The organism is Pseudomonas sp. LP_7_YM (assembly GCF_004364435.1).
In the GTDB taxonomy this organism is placed as follows: Bacteria; Pseudomonadota; Gammaproteobacteria; order Pseudomonadales; family Pseudomonadaceae; genus Aquipseudomonas.
The window spans coordinates 1-17,755 of record NZ_SOCT01000011.1 but is presented as its reverse complement, the minus strand read 5'-3'; the positions used below and the strand labels follow the sequence as shown (position 1 = coordinate 17,755).

12 protein-coding genes and 1 riboswitch are annotated in these 17,755 nt (G+C 58.0%); of the genes, 4 read left to right on the top strand and 8 right to left on the bottom strand.

The annotated features are described in order from the left end of the window. Position 1: 1 nt before the first annotated feature. Complete coding sequence (locus EC915_RS20220; RefSeq protein WP_133752286.1) at positions 2-721, bottom strand: 16S rRNA (uracil(1498)-N(3))-methyltransferase; 720 nt, start codon at positions 719-721, stop codon at positions 2-4. Positions 722-869: 148 nt separating this feature from the next. After that, a complete protein-coding gene (locus EC915_RS20215) occupies positions 870-2,276 on the bottom strand; it encodes an adenosylmethionine--8-amino-7-oxononanoate transaminase (RefSeq protein ID WP_133752285.1) in 1,407 nt (468 codons plus the stop codon). Positions 2,277-2,510: 234 nt separating this feature from the next. Here EC915_RS20215 and EC915_RS20210 point away from each other — a divergent pair, with 234 nt between their 5' ends. The 3 genes from EC915_RS20210 to EC915_RS20200 all read left to right on the top strand — a co-directional run bounded on the left by EC915_RS20210 (position 2,511) and on the right by EC915_RS20200 (position 5,815). After that, entirely contained in the window at positions 2,511-4,280 is a 1,770-nt protein-coding gene (locus EC915_RS20210; protein ID WP_133752284.1) for an FAD-dependent oxidoreductase, read from the top strand. A gap of 354 nt (positions 4,281-4,634) precedes the next feature. Further along, positions 4,635-5,186 carry a cytochrome b gene (locus tag EC915_RS20205; RefSeq protein ID WP_133752283.1) on the top strand — a complete coding sequence of 184 codons (552 nt, stop codon included), beginning with the start codon at positions 4,635-4,637 and terminating at the stop codon, positions 5,184-5,186. Between the two features lie 32 nt (positions 5,187-5,218). Beyond that, the gene (locus EC915_RS20200) at positions 5,219-5,815 is read left to right on the top strand and encodes a YceI family protein (RefSeq protein ID WP_133752282.1); all 597 of its coding nucleotides are present in this window, start codon (positions 5,219-5,221) and stop codon (positions 5,813-5,815) included. A 141-nt stretch (positions 5,816-5,956) separates the two neighbouring features. Here EC915_RS20200 and EC915_RS20195 read toward each other — a convergent pair whose 3' ends face one another. The 5 genes from EC915_RS20195 to ahcY all read right to left on the bottom strand — a co-directional run bounded on the left by EC915_RS20195 (position 5,957) and on the right by ahcY (position 12,624). Continuing rightward, positions 5,957-7,855, bottom strand: a complete 1,899-nt coding sequence (locus tag EC915_RS20195) for a DEAD/DEAH box helicase (protein ID WP_133752281.1) — start codon at positions 7,853-7,855, stop codon at positions 5,957-5,959. Positions 7,856-8,073: 218 nt separating this feature from the next. Beyond that, on the bottom strand, positions 8,074-8,898 hold the full coding sequence (locus EC915_RS20190) for an ABC transporter substrate-binding protein (RefSeq protein WP_133752280.1): 825 nt from the start codon (positions 8,896-8,898) through the stop codon (positions 8,074-8,076). A 71-nt stretch (positions 8,899-8,969) separates the two neighbouring features. Then, a complete protein-coding gene (locus EC915_RS20185) occupies positions 8,970-10,112 on the bottom strand; it encodes a hypothetical protein (RefSeq protein WP_256658794.1) in 1,143 nt (380 codons plus the stop codon). Between the two features lie 65 nt (positions 10,113-10,177). Beyond that, on the bottom strand, positions 10,178-11,023 hold the full coding sequence (metF, locus tag EC915_RS20180) for a methylenetetrahydrofolate reductase [NAD(P)H] (protein ID WP_133752279.1): 846 nt from the start codon (positions 11,021-11,023) through the stop codon (positions 10,178-10,180). A 191-nt stretch (positions 11,024-11,214) separates the two neighbouring features. After that, positions 11,215-12,624 (bottom strand): adenosylhomocysteinase, encoded by a 1,410-nt coding sequence (ahcY, locus tag EC915_RS20175; protein WP_133752278.1) that lies wholly within the window; start codon positions 12,622-12,624, stop codon positions 11,215-11,217. A 20-nt stretch (positions 12,625-12,644) separates the two neighbouring features. After that, positions 12,645-12,753: riboswitch (S-adenosyl-L-homocysteine riboswitch) on the bottom strand. Positions 12,754-12,952: 199 nt separating this feature from the next. Here ahcY and EC915_RS20170 point away from each other — a divergent pair. Next, a complete protein-coding gene (locus tag EC915_RS20170) occupies positions 12,953-13,357 on the top strand; it encodes an acyl-CoA thioesterase (protein WP_133752277.1) in 405 nt (134 codons plus the stop codon). Positions 13,358-13,653: 296 nt separating this feature from the next. On the opposite strand, the gene EC915_RS20165 is transcribed toward EC915_RS20170, so the two are convergent. Further along, positions 13,654-17,601, bottom strand: coding sequence for an RHS repeat domain-containing protein (locus EC915_RS20165; RefSeq protein ID WP_133752276.1), 3,948 nt, complete (start codon positions 17,599-17,601; stop codon positions 13,654-13,656). Positions 17,602-17,755: the final 154 nt, after the last annotated feature.

Here is a 17,755-nt window from a genome sequence, read left to right as displayed (position 1 = left end):
ACTAAAAATCCCCCCACAGCTGCTGCGCGACGCTCAAAGCCACGACCGGCGCCGTTTCCGTGCGCAGCACACGGGGGCCAAGGCGGGCGGCGTGGAAGCCTGCGTCCTGAGCCTGGTCCACCTCGGCCTCGTTCAAACCGCCTTCCGGCCCGATCAGGAACGCCAGCGTCCGGGGTTTTTCATGACTCACCAATGGTTCGGCAACCGGATGCAGTACCAGCTTCAGATCCGCTTCCGTGTGTTTGAGCCAGTCGCTCAGCGTTACAGGGGGATTGACCACTGGCACCACGGAACGCCCGCACTGCTCACACGCGCTGATCGCGATCTGTTGCCAATGGGTCTGACGTTTTTCGGCCCGCTCGTCTTTGAGGCGAACTTCGCAGCGCTCACTGAGAATCGGGGTGATTTGCGTGACGCCCAATTCGGTAGCTTTCTGGATCGCCCAGTCCATGCGCTCACCACGGGAAAGCCCTTGCCCGAGATGGATCTGCAGCGGCGACTCAACCAGGCCCGGGAAGCTTTCGGTTACCTGAACGCGCACATGCTTTTTGCCGACCTCGGCCAATGTGGCATGAAACTCCAGGCCTGAGCCGTCGAACAGCTGCACCGCATCACCCTCGGTCATGCGCAACACCCGGCTGATGTAATGCGCCTGGGCTTCGGGCAGTGCGTGTTCACCTGTGCTTAGGGTGGCGTCTATGAAAAAGCGCGAGAGTCTCATGGTTGTTTCTCTGTAAATTCTTCAGTTGCGGCATTTGCACTGTGGGCGCGAGTTCATGCGCGATAGGGCGTAGCGGCTGACACGGCGCTATCGGGGTTACGATTTTTCGCGAATGCATTCGCGCCCACAGGTTGGTTTGTTCGCTCAATCAACCCGGATCACGGAAATCCGGATGGAAATTCTCTCTCACGGCCACGCTGACGCTGCTGCGCGTGGCGATGTCGATGCCTTCGCTGGCCACTTCTGCCAGAAAGTCGATCTGCTCAGGCGTGATCACGTACGGCGGCAGGAAGTACACCACACTGCCCAGAGGTCGCAGCAATGCACCGCGGGTCAGAGCGTGCTCGAAGACCTTCAGCCCACGACGCTCCTGCCAGGGGTACGCCGCTTTGGTCGCCTTGTCCTGCACCATCTCGATAGCCAGGGCCATACCGGTCTGCCGGACTTCGGCCACGTGCGGGTGATCCTGCAGATGCGCCGTCGCGCTCTTCATGCGTTGCGCCAGCGCCTTGTTGTTCTCAATGACGTTGTCCTGCTCGAAGATATCCAGTGTTGCCAGTGCAGCGGCGCAGGCCAATGGGTTACCGGTGTAACTGTGCGAGTGCAGAAAGGCGCGCAGGGTCGGGTAGTCGTCATAGAAAGCAGCGTAGACGTCATCGGTGGTAAGGCACGCCGCCAGCGGCAGGTAGCCACCGGTCAACGCTTTGGACAGGCACAGAAAGTCCGGGCGGATGCCGGCTTGCTCGCAGGCAAACATCGTTCCGGTACGACCGAAGCCGACGGCGATTTCATCGTGAATCAGATGCACGCCGTACCGATCACAGGCCTCGCGCAGCAGCTTGAGGTAGATCGGGTCATACATGCGCATGCCGCCGGCGCCCTGAATCAGCGGCTCGATGATCACCGCCGCGACTGTATCGTGATGCTCGGCCAGTGTCTGCTCCATCACCGCGAACATCGTACGGGTGTGCTCCTCCCAGCTCACGCCTTGGGGGCGGTGGTAGCAGTCCGGGCTCGGCACCTTGATCGTGTCCAGCAGCAGCGCCTTGTACGTCTCGGTAAACAGCGGCACGTCGCCGACCGACATCGCTGCCACCGTCTCACCGTGGTAGCTGTTGGTCAGCGTCACGTAGCGTTTCTTGTCCGGCTTGCCGCGATTGAGCCAGTAATGAAAGCTCATTTTCAGCGCGACTTCGATGCAGGACGAACCGTTGTCGGCGTAGAAACACCGCGTCAGGCCCTCCGGCGTCATCGCCACCAGACGCTCCGATAACTCGATCACCGGCTGATGGCTGAAACCCGCCAGGATCACATGCTCCAGCTGATCGACCTGATCCTTGATGCGCTGGTTGATGCGCGGATTGGCATGGCCGAAAACGTTGACCCACCAGGAGCTGACGGCGTCGAGGTAACGCTTGCCCTCGAAGTCTTCCAGCCAGACCCCCTCACCGCGCTTGATCGGTATCAGCGGCAGGTTTTCGTGGTCTTTCATCTGGGTGCAGGGGTGCCACAGGACTTTAAGGTCGCGCTGCATCCAGTCGTTGTTAAGGCCCATCGGTAATCTCCAGCTAACGGCTCGCACGGGGCGAGGGCAGACAATCGCGCAAGCCTATGCAAAGCGTGACAGCGGGACAACCTTTAGCGCCTTCTTTTCTTATGTGTCGGGCGGCGCAAATACGCGCGACGGACATTGCTGGCGGGCGTATCACCGCTGGCGTATCCTGCGCGCTCTTCGAAGAATCGGGCAACAAAATCCGACAATTCCCTCTTTTATTCCGGAGTTCGCTGAATGCTTTCTGGTTGGCTGCGCGCCTGTGCGTTGGTGATGGTTGGGCTGGTGAGCGCTTCGGCGCTTGCCGTGGATAAGCCGCATACGGCGATCGTCGTCGGCGGCGGCCTTGCGGGTCTGACGGCGGCTTACGAGCTGCAAAACAAGGGCTGGCAAGTCACCTTGCTGGAAGCCAAACCGAATGTCGGCGGACGTTCCGGGCTTGCCGGCGGCGAGTGGATCGGCAATGCCAAGGCGCAACCGGTGCTCAATCAGTATCTGGATCGCTTCAAGCTCAAATCCATCCCTGCGCCTGAATACGTGCGTACCCCGGGCTACCTGATCGAAGGTGAGTATTTCTCTGCTGCGGATCTGGCGACCAGGCAACCCGCAACCGCTGAAGCGATCAAGCGCTACGAGGCGGCCATCGATGACATCGCCCGGTCGATCACGGACCCGGAAAACCCGGCCGCCAACAGCACGCTGTTCGCCCTTGACCAGATCAACGTCGCCAACTGGCTGGACCGCCTGGCCTTGCCGCCGACCGCGCGGCAGTTGATCAACCAGCAGATTCGCACTCGCTATGACGAGCCTTCGCGGCTGTCGTTGCTGTATCTGGCACAGCAGGCACGCGTTAATCGCGATATTGACGAACGTGACCGTCGCGCCGCGCGCCTGCCGGGTGGCAGCGTCGTGCTGGCCGAGGAGTTTGTCAAACAACTGAAAGTGATCAAGACCAATTCGCCGGTATCGGCCATCAGCCAGGACAAGGACGGCGTGACCGTCAAAGTTGGCGCTTTGGGTTATCAGGCCGATTATGTGGTCCTCGCCGTGCCACTGCGCGCGCTGGGCAAGATCCAACTGACCCCGGCGCTGGACGCTCAGCATCAGGGCGCAATCAAGAGCACCAACTACGGCTGGCATGACCAGATCATGCTCAAGTTCAAGACGCCGGTCTGGGACAGCAAAGCGCGCATGTCCGGTGAAATCTATAGCAACACTGGCCTCGGCATGCTGTGGATCGAACCGGCCTTGAAGGGCGGCGCCAACGCGGTCATCAACCTGTCGGGCGACAATGCGCGGATCATGCAGTCCTTCGCCGACAAGCAGATGGTCGACCAGGTGCTGATTCGTCTGCACGCGTTCTATCCTCAGGCGCGTGGTGCCTTCACCGGCTACGAGATCCGTCGCTCAAGCGTCGACCCTTCGACCGGTGGTGCCTACCTGGCCTTCGGTCCGGGGCAAATCAGCAAGTACTGGCGTTTGTGGGAAAAACCGCTGCAGCGCGTAGCTTTTGCCGGTGAGCATACCGACAGTCTTTACCCTGGCACGCTGGAAGGTGCATTGCGCACGGGGCAGCGTGCTGCCAGCCAGGTGCAGGACCTGGCGGCGGGCAAATCCTTCGAGCCTGTGAAGGCCGCACCCGCCAAAGCGCCTGAGCCTGCGAAAGCAAGCGGCGGCGGCATCGGCGGCTTCTTCTCGAACCTGTTCGGCGGCTCCAAGCCGGAACCCAAGCCTGCCGAAAAAGCACCGGAGCCTGCTCCTGCACCGGTCCCAGCGCCGGTTATGCCGCCACCTGCCCCGGTGGTCGAGCCGGCCAAGCCAGCGGTCGAGCCTGCGAAAAAGGCACCGGCGAAGAAAGAGCCTACCAAGAAAGCGCCTGTGAAGAAGGCGCCAGCCAAGCCGGCTGCGACGCACAAGGCCCCAACCAAGGCCGAAGCGGCGAAGAAAGCCCCGGCCAAGGCCACAAGCGACAACGCAGCGACCCCGGCCACCGACAGCAAAAACTGATGCTCAATGGCTGAAATTAGAAGGCGCGGTTAATACCGCGCCTTTTTTTCGTCTGATGAACAAGCGCCGGCTCTGGGGCGTTTTTATACCTGTGGGAGTGAATTTATTCGCGACGGGTCGGTAATCCGACAGATCTTTATCGGCTGTACCGCTGTACCGCTGCATCGCGAATGAATACGCTTGCGCGGTGAACCGTGAGACCCACGCCCCGCATAACGTTGTGTTAACCCTCTGAGGGGAAAAATATAAGAGGAAATTTCAATCGTATTTCCTGATATTTCACAGCGAAAATTTGCGCTTTCTTTCGATAGGTAAACGGCTAGTCTTTCTCTCGGAATTTATAGGGACTCACACATGCAGTTACGCAACTCTTCTTCTCGATATGGCTGGGTCAGCATCGTTTTGCATTGGGGCGTCGCGCTGACTGTGTTCGGCATGTTTGCGCTGGGTTTGTGGATGGTCGGCCTGGGTTACTACGACAGCTGGCGCAAGGCTGGCCCTGATCTGCACAAGAGCATCGGCATCGTGCTGTTTCTTTTCATGCTGATTCGCGTGGTCTGGCGCTGTGTCAGCCCGCCGCCGCCGGCGCCGGTCAACCACACCCGGTTTATACGGGTTGCTGCCAGACTGGGGCATGCGTTTCTCTACTTGGACTTGTTTCTGGTGATGTTCGCCGGTTACCTGATTTCCACCGCCGATGGCGTCGGAATATCGGTGTTTGGACTGTTCGAAGTCCCTGCTTTGATCAGCGGACTGCCTGACCAGGCAGACGTTGCAGGTCAAGTGCACTTGTACCTGGCCTGGACCTTGGTGATTTTTGCGGTACTCCACGGACTGGCCGCTTTGAAGCATCACTTCATCGACCGTGATGCGACGCTGATTCGGATGCTGGGTCGCAAGGCCTGATGCTCACTCTCAACTCAAAAGGAACACAACACATGTTGAAAAAGACGCTTGCTGTATTGGCTCTCGGTACTGCACTGCTCTCGGCTGGCCAGGCTATGGCTGCTGACTACACCATCGACAAGGAAGGCCAGCACGCCTTCATCAACTTCAAGATCAGCCACCTGGGCTACAGCTTCATCTACGGCACGTTCAAGGACTGGAGCGGTACGTTCAGCTTCGATGCCGCCAAGCCTGAAGACAGCAAGATCAAGATCGACGTGAAGACCGCCAGTGTTTTCACCAACCATGCCGAGCGCGACAAGCACATCAGCAGCAAGGACTTCCTGGACGTCGCGACCTATCCTGACGCCAAGTTCGTGTCCACCAAGGTCACCAACGTCGGCAAGAACGCCGACGGCAAGACCACCGCTGATGTCATCGGCGACCTGACGTTGCACGGCGTGACCAAGCCTGTGACCGTCGCAACCACCTTCCTGGGTGAGGGCAAGGATCCGTGGGGCGGCTACCGTGCAGGTTTTGAAGGCACCACCACGATCAAGCGTTCTGATTTCGGCAAGATGATGGACCTGGGTCCACAGTCCGACACCATGACCCTGGACATCACCTTCGAAGGCGTCAAAGCCAAGTAAGACGGGTTGTTGCAATGAACAACGCCGACCTCAGGGTCGGCGTTTTTCGTGAAGAGCTCCATATTCCGGGTTGGAGCGCGCTTGCAGAGCCACAAACAACAACGCCCCGAACCAGTCGGGGCGTTGTTGTTTCAGCTTGGCTTAACCCTCGCGATTACGGGTCAGCAGGGCTGGCTTTTCACCACGTGGGCGATTCGGCAACTCGTCGAGCAGGTCGGCCGAGGGGAAACGATCGCTCTTCGACTCCTTGTGCATGATCTTCGGTGCTGGCTGCCCATCGCGAGGGCCACGAACGGCCGGCTCTTGACGTGCAGGCTGATCATCACGCGCCGGGCGGCGATTACGCGGCTGCTCGTCGCGATGAGGCTGACCCTCACGGCCTGAGCCTGTACGTGGACCGCTACGCTTGGCCGGCGCGCCGGCGCCGGTGCTTGCTCCGTCAGTCGAACCGTTGCGCGGGCCGCTGCGGCCTGGTGCCTGACCACGAGGGGCCGGAGCCGAGCCTGTGGCCGGAGCGCCAGGACGACGGTTGCGCCCTTGCTGGTTCTTGCCTTGATAGGGGCTGACGTAGTCGGCGCGGTTACCGAAGTTATCCACTTCGTCATCGAGGAACTCGTCCGGGGCGCGGTCTGAACGCTGTGCAGCCGGTTGCGATGGACGTGCTTCGGCCGATGGCGTGCCCTGACGAGGCTTCTGCTGGCGAGCCGGACGTGCTGGACGTTCGCCCGCCGCCGCGGCAGCCGGTTTTTCCTTGCCCTTGTCTTTGCCTTTGTCCTTGCGACCGCCACCACCACCGCCGCCATTGGGACCGTCGCCACGCGGGCCACGGGCGTTGCGCGGGTTGCGCACGTCAGGGCGTTCGCGGACTTCCGGCTTCTCGGCCTCGACGGCGTTGATGTCGAAGCCCATCAGATCACCGTCGGCGATCTTCTGTTTGGTCATGCGCTCGATGCTCTTGAGCAGTTTCTCTTCGTCCGGTGCGACCAGCGAAATAGCTTCACCGGAACGTCCCGCACGACCGGTACGGCCGATGCGGTGTACATAGTCTTCATCGACGTTCGGCAGCTCGAAGTTGACCACGTGCGGCAGTTGGTCGATGTCCAGGCCCCGCGCGGCGATGTCGGTGGCGACCATGATGCGAACAGTGCCAGCCTTGAAGTCGGCCAGCGCTTTGGTACGGGCGTTCTGGCTCTTGTTACCGTGAATGGCCACAGCGCTCAGGCCGTGCTTGTCCAGGTACTCGGCCAGACGATTGGCGCCGTGCTTGGTGCGGGTGAATACCAGTATCTGCTCCCACGCGCCCTGAGTGATCAGGTGCGCCAGCAACGAGCGCTTGTGGTTGGCAGGCAGGCGGAACACGCGCTGCTCGATGCGCTCGACCGTGGTGTTGGGCGGCGTGACTTCGATGCGTTCCGGGTTGTGCAGCAGCTTGCCGGCCAGAGCGGTGATGTCCGACGAAAACGTGGCCGAGAACAGCAGGTTTTGGCGCTTGGAAGGCAGGCGGGCGAGGACTTTCTTCACGTCGTGAACGAAGCCCATGTCGAGCATGCGGTCAGCTTCGTCGAGGACGAGGATTTCCACATGAGACAGGTCGACACTGCCTTGACCGGCCAGGTCCAGCAGGCGACCTGGGCAGGCGACCAGTACATCGACGCCGCGGGCCATGGCCTGAACCTGTGGGTTCGTGCCGACACCGCCGAAGATGCAGGCGCTGACGAACTTGAGGTTTTTGGCGTAGATCTTGAAGCTGTCGTGAACCTGGGCTGCGAGTTCACGGGTAGGGGTCAGGACCAGTACGCGGGGTTGGCGCGGGCCGTGACGCTGGGATTTGTCCGGGTGACCGGCGGGGAACAGGCGCTCCAGAATCGGAAGCGCGAAACCGCCGGTTTTACCTGTACCTGTCTGAGCGGCGACCATCAGATCGCGGCCTTGCAACACGGCGGGAATGGCCCGCTGTTGCACCGGAGTAGGCTGGGTATAGCCAGCAGCCTCGATGGCGCTGACTAAAGCCTCGGAGAGACCGAGGGAAGCAAAGGACATGAGTAATCCTGTCTTGAGTTGGGGCAATTAGGGCCCGAATAGGAATGATCTGCTCGGCGCGAATTGGTCATCGAATGGCGCGATCCCGAGGTCTGTAAGTTCAACTCGTGGCATGAGCGCGTGAAAGAAAGTGCGCTGTTGACGTGATCGAGAAGTCTTCTGTGAGACCGAGCGTCCGGGCGTAAGCCTGGCGGGAACGCCCGAGTATAACAGAGCTATCACAACGCGCTGCTTTCATGCTGCTCAACGGTTTTGCCGACGCCGATTGCCCGGTGCGCGGTTGACACAGTCGGCGGTATCACTGGCGTCTCGCCGGTATAGTGCGTGACCAGTTGCGCATAAGCCGGCTCGCGCTTGAACCGCTTCAGTTCGTCATTGAAGCGTTGCAGCAACGCATCCATCCCTGCGTTACGCCGTAGCGCGAGAAACTGCTCGCGTGTGGTCAGCACATTGGACAACTGGCTGATCTGCCCCCGCAGCTTGAGCTGATCGAGCGTCTTTTGACCCAGTCGCCGGTCCGTGATCAACAGATCGATGCGTCCGCGCACCAGTTTGCCGAAGTTCGCCTGATGGCTCGGCGCAGGTTCACGAATGAACGAGGTCGAGCTGTCGAATTGCGGTGTGTACAAGTAACCCGGTGAGACACCAATGATCAGCCCCTTGAGATCTTCAAGGGTTTCGAAATGGTGGGGTCGGTCATCTGCCTGAAACAGCACCCAGTTGACGTCGGACATCGGCTCGCTCGGATACTCCAGCAGGCTGTCACGTTCCCTGGCCTTGAAGACATCCAGCACCCCGTCGGCTTCACCCTGCTGGAGCATGCGCAAGCAGCGTTTCCACGGCAGGAACTGCCACTGCACCTCGACCCCCATACGTTGAAACACGATGGTCGTGGTGTCGTAGTCCAGACCGGACGGCTTACCGTTTTCCATCATCGCGTAGGGCATCCACGGCTCTGTGACAAGGCGCAGCTTCTCGCCCACAGCGTTGAAGCTCAGGCAGGCAAGGAGAGGGGCGAACAGAAGGCGGAAGATCAGGGGCATGAGGCGAGATTACGACGCTCGCCCGGCAAAGAGAAGAGGCGGGAACGGCGACCATGCGAACGTCTGATGGTTTAGCTGGCGGCCAAGCCTCGGGGCCGGGCCTTGACCAGATGCTGGTACACGGCAGAACGTCTGCGCCCGAGCAGCGTGCGCACAGCCCAGTGTTCCAGCCATTGATGCAGTTGCGCAGGCGCGATCGGTTTTTTCATGCGCTTCTCTGCATTATTGAAGGCTTTCTCCCACCACACTGACGAACAGGCCTGGTCGAACTCATTGGCATGTTCGCAGCAACCGTAGAGCACCTCGCGCACGAACTGGCGCTGAGGCTTGGGCACGGCCAGCGTCGCGCTTTTATACATCAGTCGCTGCCAGGTAGCGGGCCGGGGAACCTGGGCCGACACCTTGCCCGTGTCCTCCAGAGCCTTGATGCTGATCGGGTTGTGCTGGTGTTTGCTCAGCCAGGCGCGAACCTTGGCGCGGAACAACTCCTTACGACTCCAATAGTGGTGAATCACCTCGGTGCACTGATCGATGCGCAGCGAGCGGTAAGCGGCCACCCCCAGACAGAACTCCTCCAGGGTGACGGCGCCCGGAGTGATAGGGAAGAACTCGTCCATCAGCTCAATGGATGTATCCAGCGTCGCCGTGTTGTTGCGGGTCAGCCCGATAACCCCCGAATTGACCAGCATCATCTGGTCATCTGCCAGCCCGCGTTCGGTCAGTGTTTCGGCCAGGGCGGTATAGAGCACGGTCTCTCGACACTCGTCGTAGCGCAGTTGGAAAGCATTGCACAGCAAGGTGTCGGGACGAACCTTTTCGAACAGCCTCATCGGGCTGTCCAGAAAGAACGTGTCGGTGTCGATCAGGACTGCTTTTTCCGAGGTCTCCAGCACCTTGCGCGCCAGCACGTGTTTGCAGCGGAAATGGTAATGATGCGGGCCGCTCCAGTCGCGACGCATCTGGACATCCAGAGCGTGGACACGCACGGGCAATTGTCGATAGGGCTGCGGGTTGTCGCTGAACACCTGGATGTCGAATGCACGGGCGTCGGCATCCCCCGCTTGCGCAAGAGCGCTGGCGATGCTGAAAACCGCTTCCTGATGGTAGGTATCGGTGCCGAAAACCAGATAAACCAGTTGGGGGCGCGAAAGGATCTGTCTGAATGAAGTCAACTGGATGTCCGTCACGATTAAGGCTTCAGCAAGGTTCGCCATGACGAACCTTGCTGGAGAAACGTTGCCTTAGTGTGACCGGATCATCCCGAGCGAATTCCGACCGCTTAGCGGGGCAGTTGCAGGTTATTCCAGATGGCCAGGCTCGGTTCGGCCTGATTCAGCGTGTAGAAGTGCAGACCGGGGGCTCCGCCTTGTAACAAGCGGTCACACATCTCTGTGATGACCTGCTCCCCAAACGCCTGGATGCTCGCTGAATCGTCGCCGTAGGCTTCCAGCTGCTTGCGAATCCAGCGCGGGATTTCCGCACCGCACGCATCGGAAAAACGCGCCAGCTTGCTGTAATTGGTGATCGGCATGATGCCCGGCACGATCGGAATGCTGACACCCATCTTCTGGACGCGCTCAACGAAGTGAAAATAGCTGTCTGCGTTGAAAAAATACTGGGTGATAGCACTGTTGGCGCCAGCGTTGGCTTTGCGCACGAAGTTCTGCAGATCGTCTTCGAAATTACGGGCCTGCGGGTGCATTTCCGGGTAGGCGGCCACTTCGAGGTGAAAGTGGCTGCCGGTTTCTTCACGGATGAAGCTCACCAGATCGTTGGCATAACGCAGTTCGCCGCTGGCCATGCCCATACCGGAGGGCAGGTCGCCGCGCAGCGCGACGATACGGCTGATGCCGGCTTCCTTGTATTGGCTCAGCAGCGTGCGCAGATCGGCCTTGCTGTCACCGACACAGGAAAGGTGCGGGGCAGCGGGAATGTTCACTTCCTGTTCCAGCTGCAGCACGGTGTTGATCGTGCGGTCACGCGTGGAACCACCGGCACCGTAGGTGCAGGAGAAAAAGTCAGGGTTGTAGCCAGCCAGCGTGCGAGCGGTGGCAAGCAATTTTTCATGACCAGCGTCGGTCTTCGTGGGGAAGAATTCGAAGCTGTAGCGACGGTCTTGGGACATCGGAGGGGACCTCCAGCTGCAAGCTACAAGCTTCAAGCGACAAGAGGGCGGTACGCCTGAGTCTGTCGCTTGAGACTTGAGGTTTGGTGCTGCTAGTGCGTGAAGATGATGATGTGCAAGCTCTGGCGCGGCAAGTGAAGCGACACGTGTCGCTTTCACTTGCAGCGTGTAGCTTGCCGCTCAAACTGCTGTTAGTAGCGGTAAGCGTGCGGCTTGAACGGGCCTTCGACGGTCACGCCGATATAGTCGGCCTGGGTCTTGGTCAGTTTGGTCACGACGCCGCCGAAGCCACGGACCATTTCCAGCGCCACTTCTTCGTCCAGCTTCTTGGGCAGCACTTCGACGGTCAGACGCTCGGCTTTCTGAGCGGGGCTCAGATCGGCGTATTTCTGCTCGAACAGGAAGATCTGGGCCAGCACCTGGTTGGCGAACGAACCGTCCATGATGCGGCTTGGGTGACCGGTGGCGTTGCCCAGGTTCACCAGACGGCCTTCGGCCAGCAGGATCAGGTAGTCGTCGTTCTGCGCGTCGAACTGGCCAGGACCGGTGCGGTGGATCTTGTGCACCTGTGGCTTCACTTCTTCCCATGCCCAGTTCTTGCGCATGAAAGCCGTGTCGATTTCGTTGTCGAAGTGACCGATGTTGCAGACTACTGCGCGTTTTTTCAGCGCCTTGAGCATGTTCGCATCGCAGACGTTGACGTTACCGGTGGTGGTCACGATCAGGTCGATCCTGCCCAGCAGTGCTTTGTCGATGCTGGCTTCGGTGCCGTCGTTTTCACCGTTGATGAACGGCGAAACCAGCTCGAAACCGTCCATGCAGGCTTGCATGGCGCAGATCGGGTCGACTTCGGAAACCTTGACGATCATGCCTTCCTGACGCAGCGACTGAGACGAGCCCTTGCCCACATCACCGTAACCGATGACCAGGGCTTGCTTGCCGGACAGCAGGTGGTCGGTACCGCGCTTGATCGCATCGTTCAGGCTATGACGGCAGCCGTACTTGTTGTCGTTCTTGCTCTTGGTAACCGAGTCGTTGACGTTGATCGCAGGGATTTTCAGCTCGCCCTTGGCCAGCATGTCCAGCAGACGGTGAACGCCCGTGGTGGTTTCTTCGGTCACGCCGTGCATTTTTTCCAGCATGGCCGGGTATTTCTTGTGCAGGATCTCGGTCAGGTCGCCGCCGTCGTCGAGGATCATGTTGGCGTCCCAAGGCTGACCGTCCTTGAGGATGGTCTGCTCGATGCACCACTCGTACTCTTGTTCGGTCTCGCCTTTCCAGGCGAAAACAGGGATACCGGCAGCGGCGATGGCGGCAGCGGCCTGATCCTGAGTCGAGAAGATGTTGCAGGACGACCAGCGTACTTCGGCACCCAGGGCAACCAGGGTTTCGATCAGCACGGCAGTCTGGATGGTCATGTGGATGCAGCCGAGAATCTTCGCGCCCTTGAGCGGTTGCTCACCGGCGTATTTGCGACGCAGGCCCATCAGGGCAGGCATTTCGGATTCAGCGATGATGGTCTCGCGACGGCCCCAGGCAGCCAGGGACATGTCGGCAACCTTGTAGTCGTTGAAATCATTGGGCGTCAGTACAGCGCTCATAAGAGTCTCCATTCGTAGTGTGCGAATGGGCGCCGTTGTGCGTTTAAGGCTTGATCGGCTGACAGCCGGACCAAACAACGCCCTCTCCGAGCCTGACAGGTCTGACCTGCTGCAGCGCCCCTCGGACAGGTGGCGGGAAACGGTCTCAAGCGGTAATGACCGTTTTTTGAAGCGGTGGCGATTATAACGGCCCCGGAGAAATAGCCCAATAGGTCGTTTCAGATAAATGACGGACGACTAATCAAGACCATAGTCGATGTTCAATGGAGGTAGATGCCGCGGGCTGGCACTATGCTCGGCATCAAAAGGCAGATGACTGGAGCACACCATGAATTTCCACACTCGCAAATGGGTAAAACCCGAAGACCTCAACCCTAACGGCACGCTGTTCGGTGGCAGTCTGCTGCGCTGGATCGACGAAGAGGCAGCGATCTACGCCATCGTGCAACTGGGTAATCAGCGGGTGGTGACCAAGTACATCTCCGAGATCAACTTCGTTAGCGCTTCGCGTCAGGGCGACATCATCGAGCTGGGCATCACCGCCACCGAGTTTGGCCGCACGTCCATCACCCTGACCTGCCAGGTACGCAACAAAATCACCCGCAAAAGCATTCTGACGGTCGAGAAAATGGTCTTTGTGAACTTGGGCGAAGATGGCTTGCCCGCCCCGCATGGCAAGACCGAAATCACCTACGTGAAAGATCAGTTCAAGGAAGAAAACATCAACGAGTGATGCCCGCGCGGCATTGACGCAGATGTGTGATCAGTGCAAAAACCTGTAGGAGCCGGGGCTGTCCCTTCTGCGGTACACACGTCCGAGTCGCAAGTGCTTGTTCAGTCGGATTTGTCGGGGTTGTTGGCGATGCGGTGACGTTTTTGCTGGTGGCGCAGCCGGGTTCAGGTCATACGAGGGTTCCGTGTCATTTAGCTCTGGCGCGCTTACCTGCCTGCCACATCAGCCTATAGACTGGAAGAAAAGGGAAATCAGGAAACCGCTGGCGATGCTTGCCGCCAGCGGGTTTAATCCGATCAGAAAAGCTTGAGTGTTTCTGTCCAAGGAGACTCATATGGAATTTTTGACGGTCCCCATAGCTCTGGTAGTCCGACGGCATGGGGTGAGGGAATATGTCTGGCCGGCCTGTAAAATTCCCCCAATTTTCCAGCCAGGAAATCCGGCACTACGGCGACCTGCGCTGGTAAAGAGGGAGCAAGATTTGAATATGTATCAGGATGGAGTGGTTTCAGCTGGTAGTAATCTGCGATGGGCCCAACGCCCCCCAGAACGTCTTGGTCTACGGAGCTGTGACAGAACGCCATGATAGAGTGATCAGCCTCGCCCATTGATCGCCACATTTCACTACGCATCATCGGGCGCGGTTCTAATCCTGCCTCCGGAGCGTATTGGCCTACATTAAAAACAGTGATGTCGGCCTTATCCCTATATAGGCTCGCAATTTGTTCGTCCGCTGCATAAAACTCAGGCATCTCCATTCGCAGGCCCTCAAATGGGTTGTCTATGAAGCGACCGTCGACTTCTAAGCGCTTGTACATCCGGACTCCGTAGGGGCTGCCATGAGTTCCTGAAAAAATGTTGATTCGCGGCCTGACACCGGGGGCGGTACCCTTAAAAATTCTCAGTAATGTTTTTTCAGTTACTTCGGAATTTGTCGTTAGGGGCGTCATCCATATTGTGTTGCCGCTGGGACCCATTCGAGGCTGCATGTAAGCATTCATCGCGGCCTGATATCGAATATCTCCGGATCCTCCTTCAAACTTCATGGTTCTCGTCTCGTTTATACGCAATGCATTCCCGTCTAGGTATCTGCCGGTTTTGAGCTTTCCAAATCCGCGCACGCCTCTTTCAGGCATGCGTGCTGTAGCTACGATTTCTGCTGCCATACCGCCTAAGCCTGCCGCGAATCCTAAAACGCCGAGCGTCGAAGCAAGTTCGGGATCACTTTCCTCCAGTACGATAGAGGCGATTTCCAAGCCGGCTCCCAACACCGCCCAGCCGGTTGTCATCACAATAGTCAACGAGCCCCCGCCGGTTAGCGGTGCTAAGGCGACGCCTGCAACAGCCATCGCAATCCGAAACTCCTTGGTATTCATGACCGGGCCGGACTGTACATAACTGAACGTTGATTCACGGCTGTAGCCGCTGGGGTCGTGGTAATTGACCGGGTCGCCCTCGCAGAATGCATAAGCTGCAGGGCCACCGGGCCCGAAGGGACTCAATGGGTCCGGGGTGCGAAAGCTCATCAGCTTAGGGTCGTAAAGCCGGTTGCTGCCCAGGTAGTACTGGCCATCCCAGAGCTGTGGCTCACCCTTAAAACCAAGCCAGTGTGCCGACTTTTCATCAAATATCCTGGAGCCATATGGGGTATAGCTGTGATATTCGATTCCCCCTTTTTCGTCAATTGTCGCGAATACCGTTCCGGCAGCGTCACGAAGTTCAAAGCTCGTGGAGACCGATTCCACACTTTCCCCATTTTTAGTACGGTTTTGTTGCAAATAACATCCACGACTTTCATTGAGAAGAATTAGATGTCGATACTTCTCCGTTCTTGCATAGATATTCCCTAGACGATAGTGGAACTGATAGCCATGCTCGATGTTATTTCCGCTTATTGGAAATTGCCCGCGTATACGGCCAAGGTCATCGTACCCATAAGCCAGCATGGAGTCTCTGAAGAACCGGGTGCCGGCCCATCGGCTGGTCCTTACTTTGCCGTTATCGTAGTAACTCACATCTTTTGAGGTAAGGCGTCCTTCAGAGTCGCTGCTGATAGTATCGCCGCCGTGCTTACTAAGCAGGCCCGGCTTGCCGGCAACGAACTCTTGATCATACCTCGGTTTAGCGGTATAGCCGTTTGTCTTCTCATATTCCAGCTGTGTTTGCGTGACGTGTCCCAAGAGGTCATAGGTGAAGGACTGCCCAATAAGGGGAACATCACCCTTCACGATGACATGACCCTTATTCGTGCACGTCCAGCCAATCAAACGCTTGTTCGCGTCATAAGTGTAGTGGTCGCTGGAATCCTGCTTACCATTGACTTTGAGCGTACTGCAGGCCAAACGGCCATCCACTGTCAACTCGCGCTCCAGAGTATGGGTGGCCATGCCTTGGCCGCTGAACGTGCGAGATGTCTCCCTGCCCAGTAGGTCATACACGTAAGTCACGGTAAGGCTGCGCTTACCTGTCAGATCCTGGATGGTTTCTGTCGCCAGTCGACCGTTATCTGCATAACTGAACACGTTACGGCATACTGCGCTGATAGTGTTAATTAGCCTGTCATACGCATCGTAGGTGTAGGTTGTGACCTGACCCGCTATGTCAGTCAGCTTCAGCACCTGCCCTCTGAAGCTCAGGAGGGTCGATGTCGAAAGCGTATTGGTGTCACTGCCGTCCAACGTATCGCGAACAGGGCAAGTCTCGGTGTAAGTGTGTGTTGCCTGGTCCCACATGGATACGTAACCACTGAGCACTTCCGGCCCTTGTCTGGCTTCTCGCTCAGGAAGCCGTGACCCCCCTTTGTACAGGTAGGTTTCGGTATGACTATTGGCAGCGCGTTCGCTGAGCCGGGACAGAGCATCGACAACCTGTGTGCCTAGGACAATGGCCGAATCGTTGCCGGGGCCGCCCTCAACGGTTGCTTCGCTGGCGATGGGCACCACCTTACCGTCGGGGTAACTGTTGCGAATTACGACGCCATTCTTGTCCTGACTCAATAAACGATCGTACTGGTCGTATTCGTAACGGGTTGTACTTCCCAAACTATCCGTTTGGCTGACAAGTCTGTGATTTGCGTCATAAACGAAGGCGTCGTTGGCGAGTGACTTTTCCTTCTCTCCCTTCACAGAAAACCGATCCACTGAGACTAGTCGACCTCCTTCGTTATATACCCCTTTGGTTTTGAGCGTGCCATCGGCTCCACCTGCGCCGCGCTCGATCAGCTCCACGGTGCGACTTTTAACGTCATAGCGGGCCTGTTTGCTGAATGATCCCTGGGTAATCGTGGTGCCGTCCGTGTCAACCTTGAGCACCTCCACTTTGCGGTCTATTACGACATCCTTGGCATCCGCCAGCACAACAGTTTTAGTACACGTATTAGCCCGCGTATCCCAGACCCAGGTCGTGGTGAGGGTGCTGTGCTTGTCACTCGATGCCGTGTAGTCACGCTCAAGCACGCAGTTTATGTGACCTTGCTCGTCGTAGTTCACTGTAGTGAGAGGCAGCTGTTTGTCGGCGTCTGTGAAGCCATACTTAACCAGACTGACGACCCGTCCGGCGCCGTCATGCTGGTATTCGCTCGCGCACAGCCACTCCCCACTTGCGTCGCGCCTGATCAGGTTCTGCACGTCCCGGCCATACTCATCTACGATCACTCGGTCGCCCATACCCGATTCTTCAAAAGAGATTTCAAACTGATGCTGACGAGTCTCGGGGATCAGGGTGTGCGATTTGGTAATGGTGGACAGCGTCTTTCCACCTTGCTTTATGGTTTCCGATACTTGTAGCCATTTCTGATAGCTGAATATTTTTTGCAGGCCCTGAGTATCAGTGCTTTCAACCAGCCGTTGGAAAAAGCCTTCCCGCGTCTGGCTGGACACTAGCTCAGCGGTGTTAGCAGTTTTGACGGTAGTCTTGAGGGTGATTTTGCGTTTGTTTTTGCTGTCAACGCTGTAGTCGAAGGATGTATCGACCTCAGAATCAACGATTTTTTTGCCCTCGGCACTCAGACGATAACTTTTAGTCGACTTCACATGACCAAATCCAGGGTCGCTTTGCTTCGATTGGTAAGAGAGTTCCTGAACCTCCATCGAGCCAGCTTTCATGCTCGCCAACTTGAAGCCTCGGCTGTTGCGCTTGCTTTGCTCCTCGACTGTAGACTTGATGCCGTCGATCAGCGTCTTGAACCCTTCTTGAACGTAGTCATCGCCTTCATTCTTGTCGTAGCTCTCCTGAAGGGCATCCAATATGCCTTGTACTGCCTCTTGAGCAACTTTCTTTTGCTGCGTGGTGATATCAACTACCTCTAGTGTGCTGTTCGCAAAATAGCTTTTCGTTAGTCTCGGCTACACTTCAGATGTCATTCCAGCCTTGGAGAGCTTATCGTGAGCGCTCTGGACA

Bases quoted from the DNA above. Each gene is read 5' to 3' on its own strand.
- EC915_RS20195 (WP_133752281.1), bottom strand. From the start codon at position 7,855: ATGTCCTTTGCTTCCCTCGGTCTCTCCGAGGCTTTAGTCAGCGCCATC.
- EC915_RS20220 (WP_133752286.1), bottom strand. From the start codon at position 721: ATGAGACTCTCGCGCTTTTTCATAGACGCCACCCTAAGCACAGGTGAA.
- EC915_RS20210 (WP_133752284.1), top strand. From the start codon at position 2,511: ATGCTTTCTGGTTGGCTGCGCGCCTGTGCGTTGGTGATGGTTGGGCTG.
- EC915_RS20200 (WP_133752282.1), top strand. From the start codon at position 5,219: ATGTTGAAAAAGACGCTTGCTGTATTGGCTCTCGGTACTGCACTGCTC.
- EC915_RS20190 (WP_133752280.1), bottom strand. From the start codon at position 8,898: ATGCCCCTGATCTTCCGCCTTCTGTTCGCCCCTCTCCTTGCCTGCCTG.
- EC915_RS20185 (WP_256658794.1), bottom strand. From the start codon at position 10,112: ATGGCGAACCTTGCTGAAGCCTTAATCGTGACGGACATCCAGTTGACT.
- metF (WP_133752279.1), bottom strand. From the start codon at position 11,023: ATGTCCCAAGACCGTCGCTACAGCTTCGAATTCTTCCCCACGAAGACC.
- EC915_RS20215 (WP_133752285.1), bottom strand. From the start codon at position 2,276: ATGGGCCTTAACAACGACTGGATGCAGCGCGACCTTAAAGTCCTGTGG.
- ahcY (WP_133752278.1), bottom strand. From the start codon at position 12,624: ATGAGCGCTGTACTGACGCCCAATGATTTCAACGACTACAAGGTTGCC.
- EC915_RS20170 (WP_133752277.1), top strand. From the start codon at position 12,953: ATGAATTTCCACACTCGCAAATGGGTAAAACCCGAAGACCTCAACCCT.
- EC915_RS20205 (WP_133752283.1), top strand. From the start codon at position 4,635: ATGCAGTTACGCAACTCTTCTTCTCGATATGGCTGGGTCAGCATCGTT.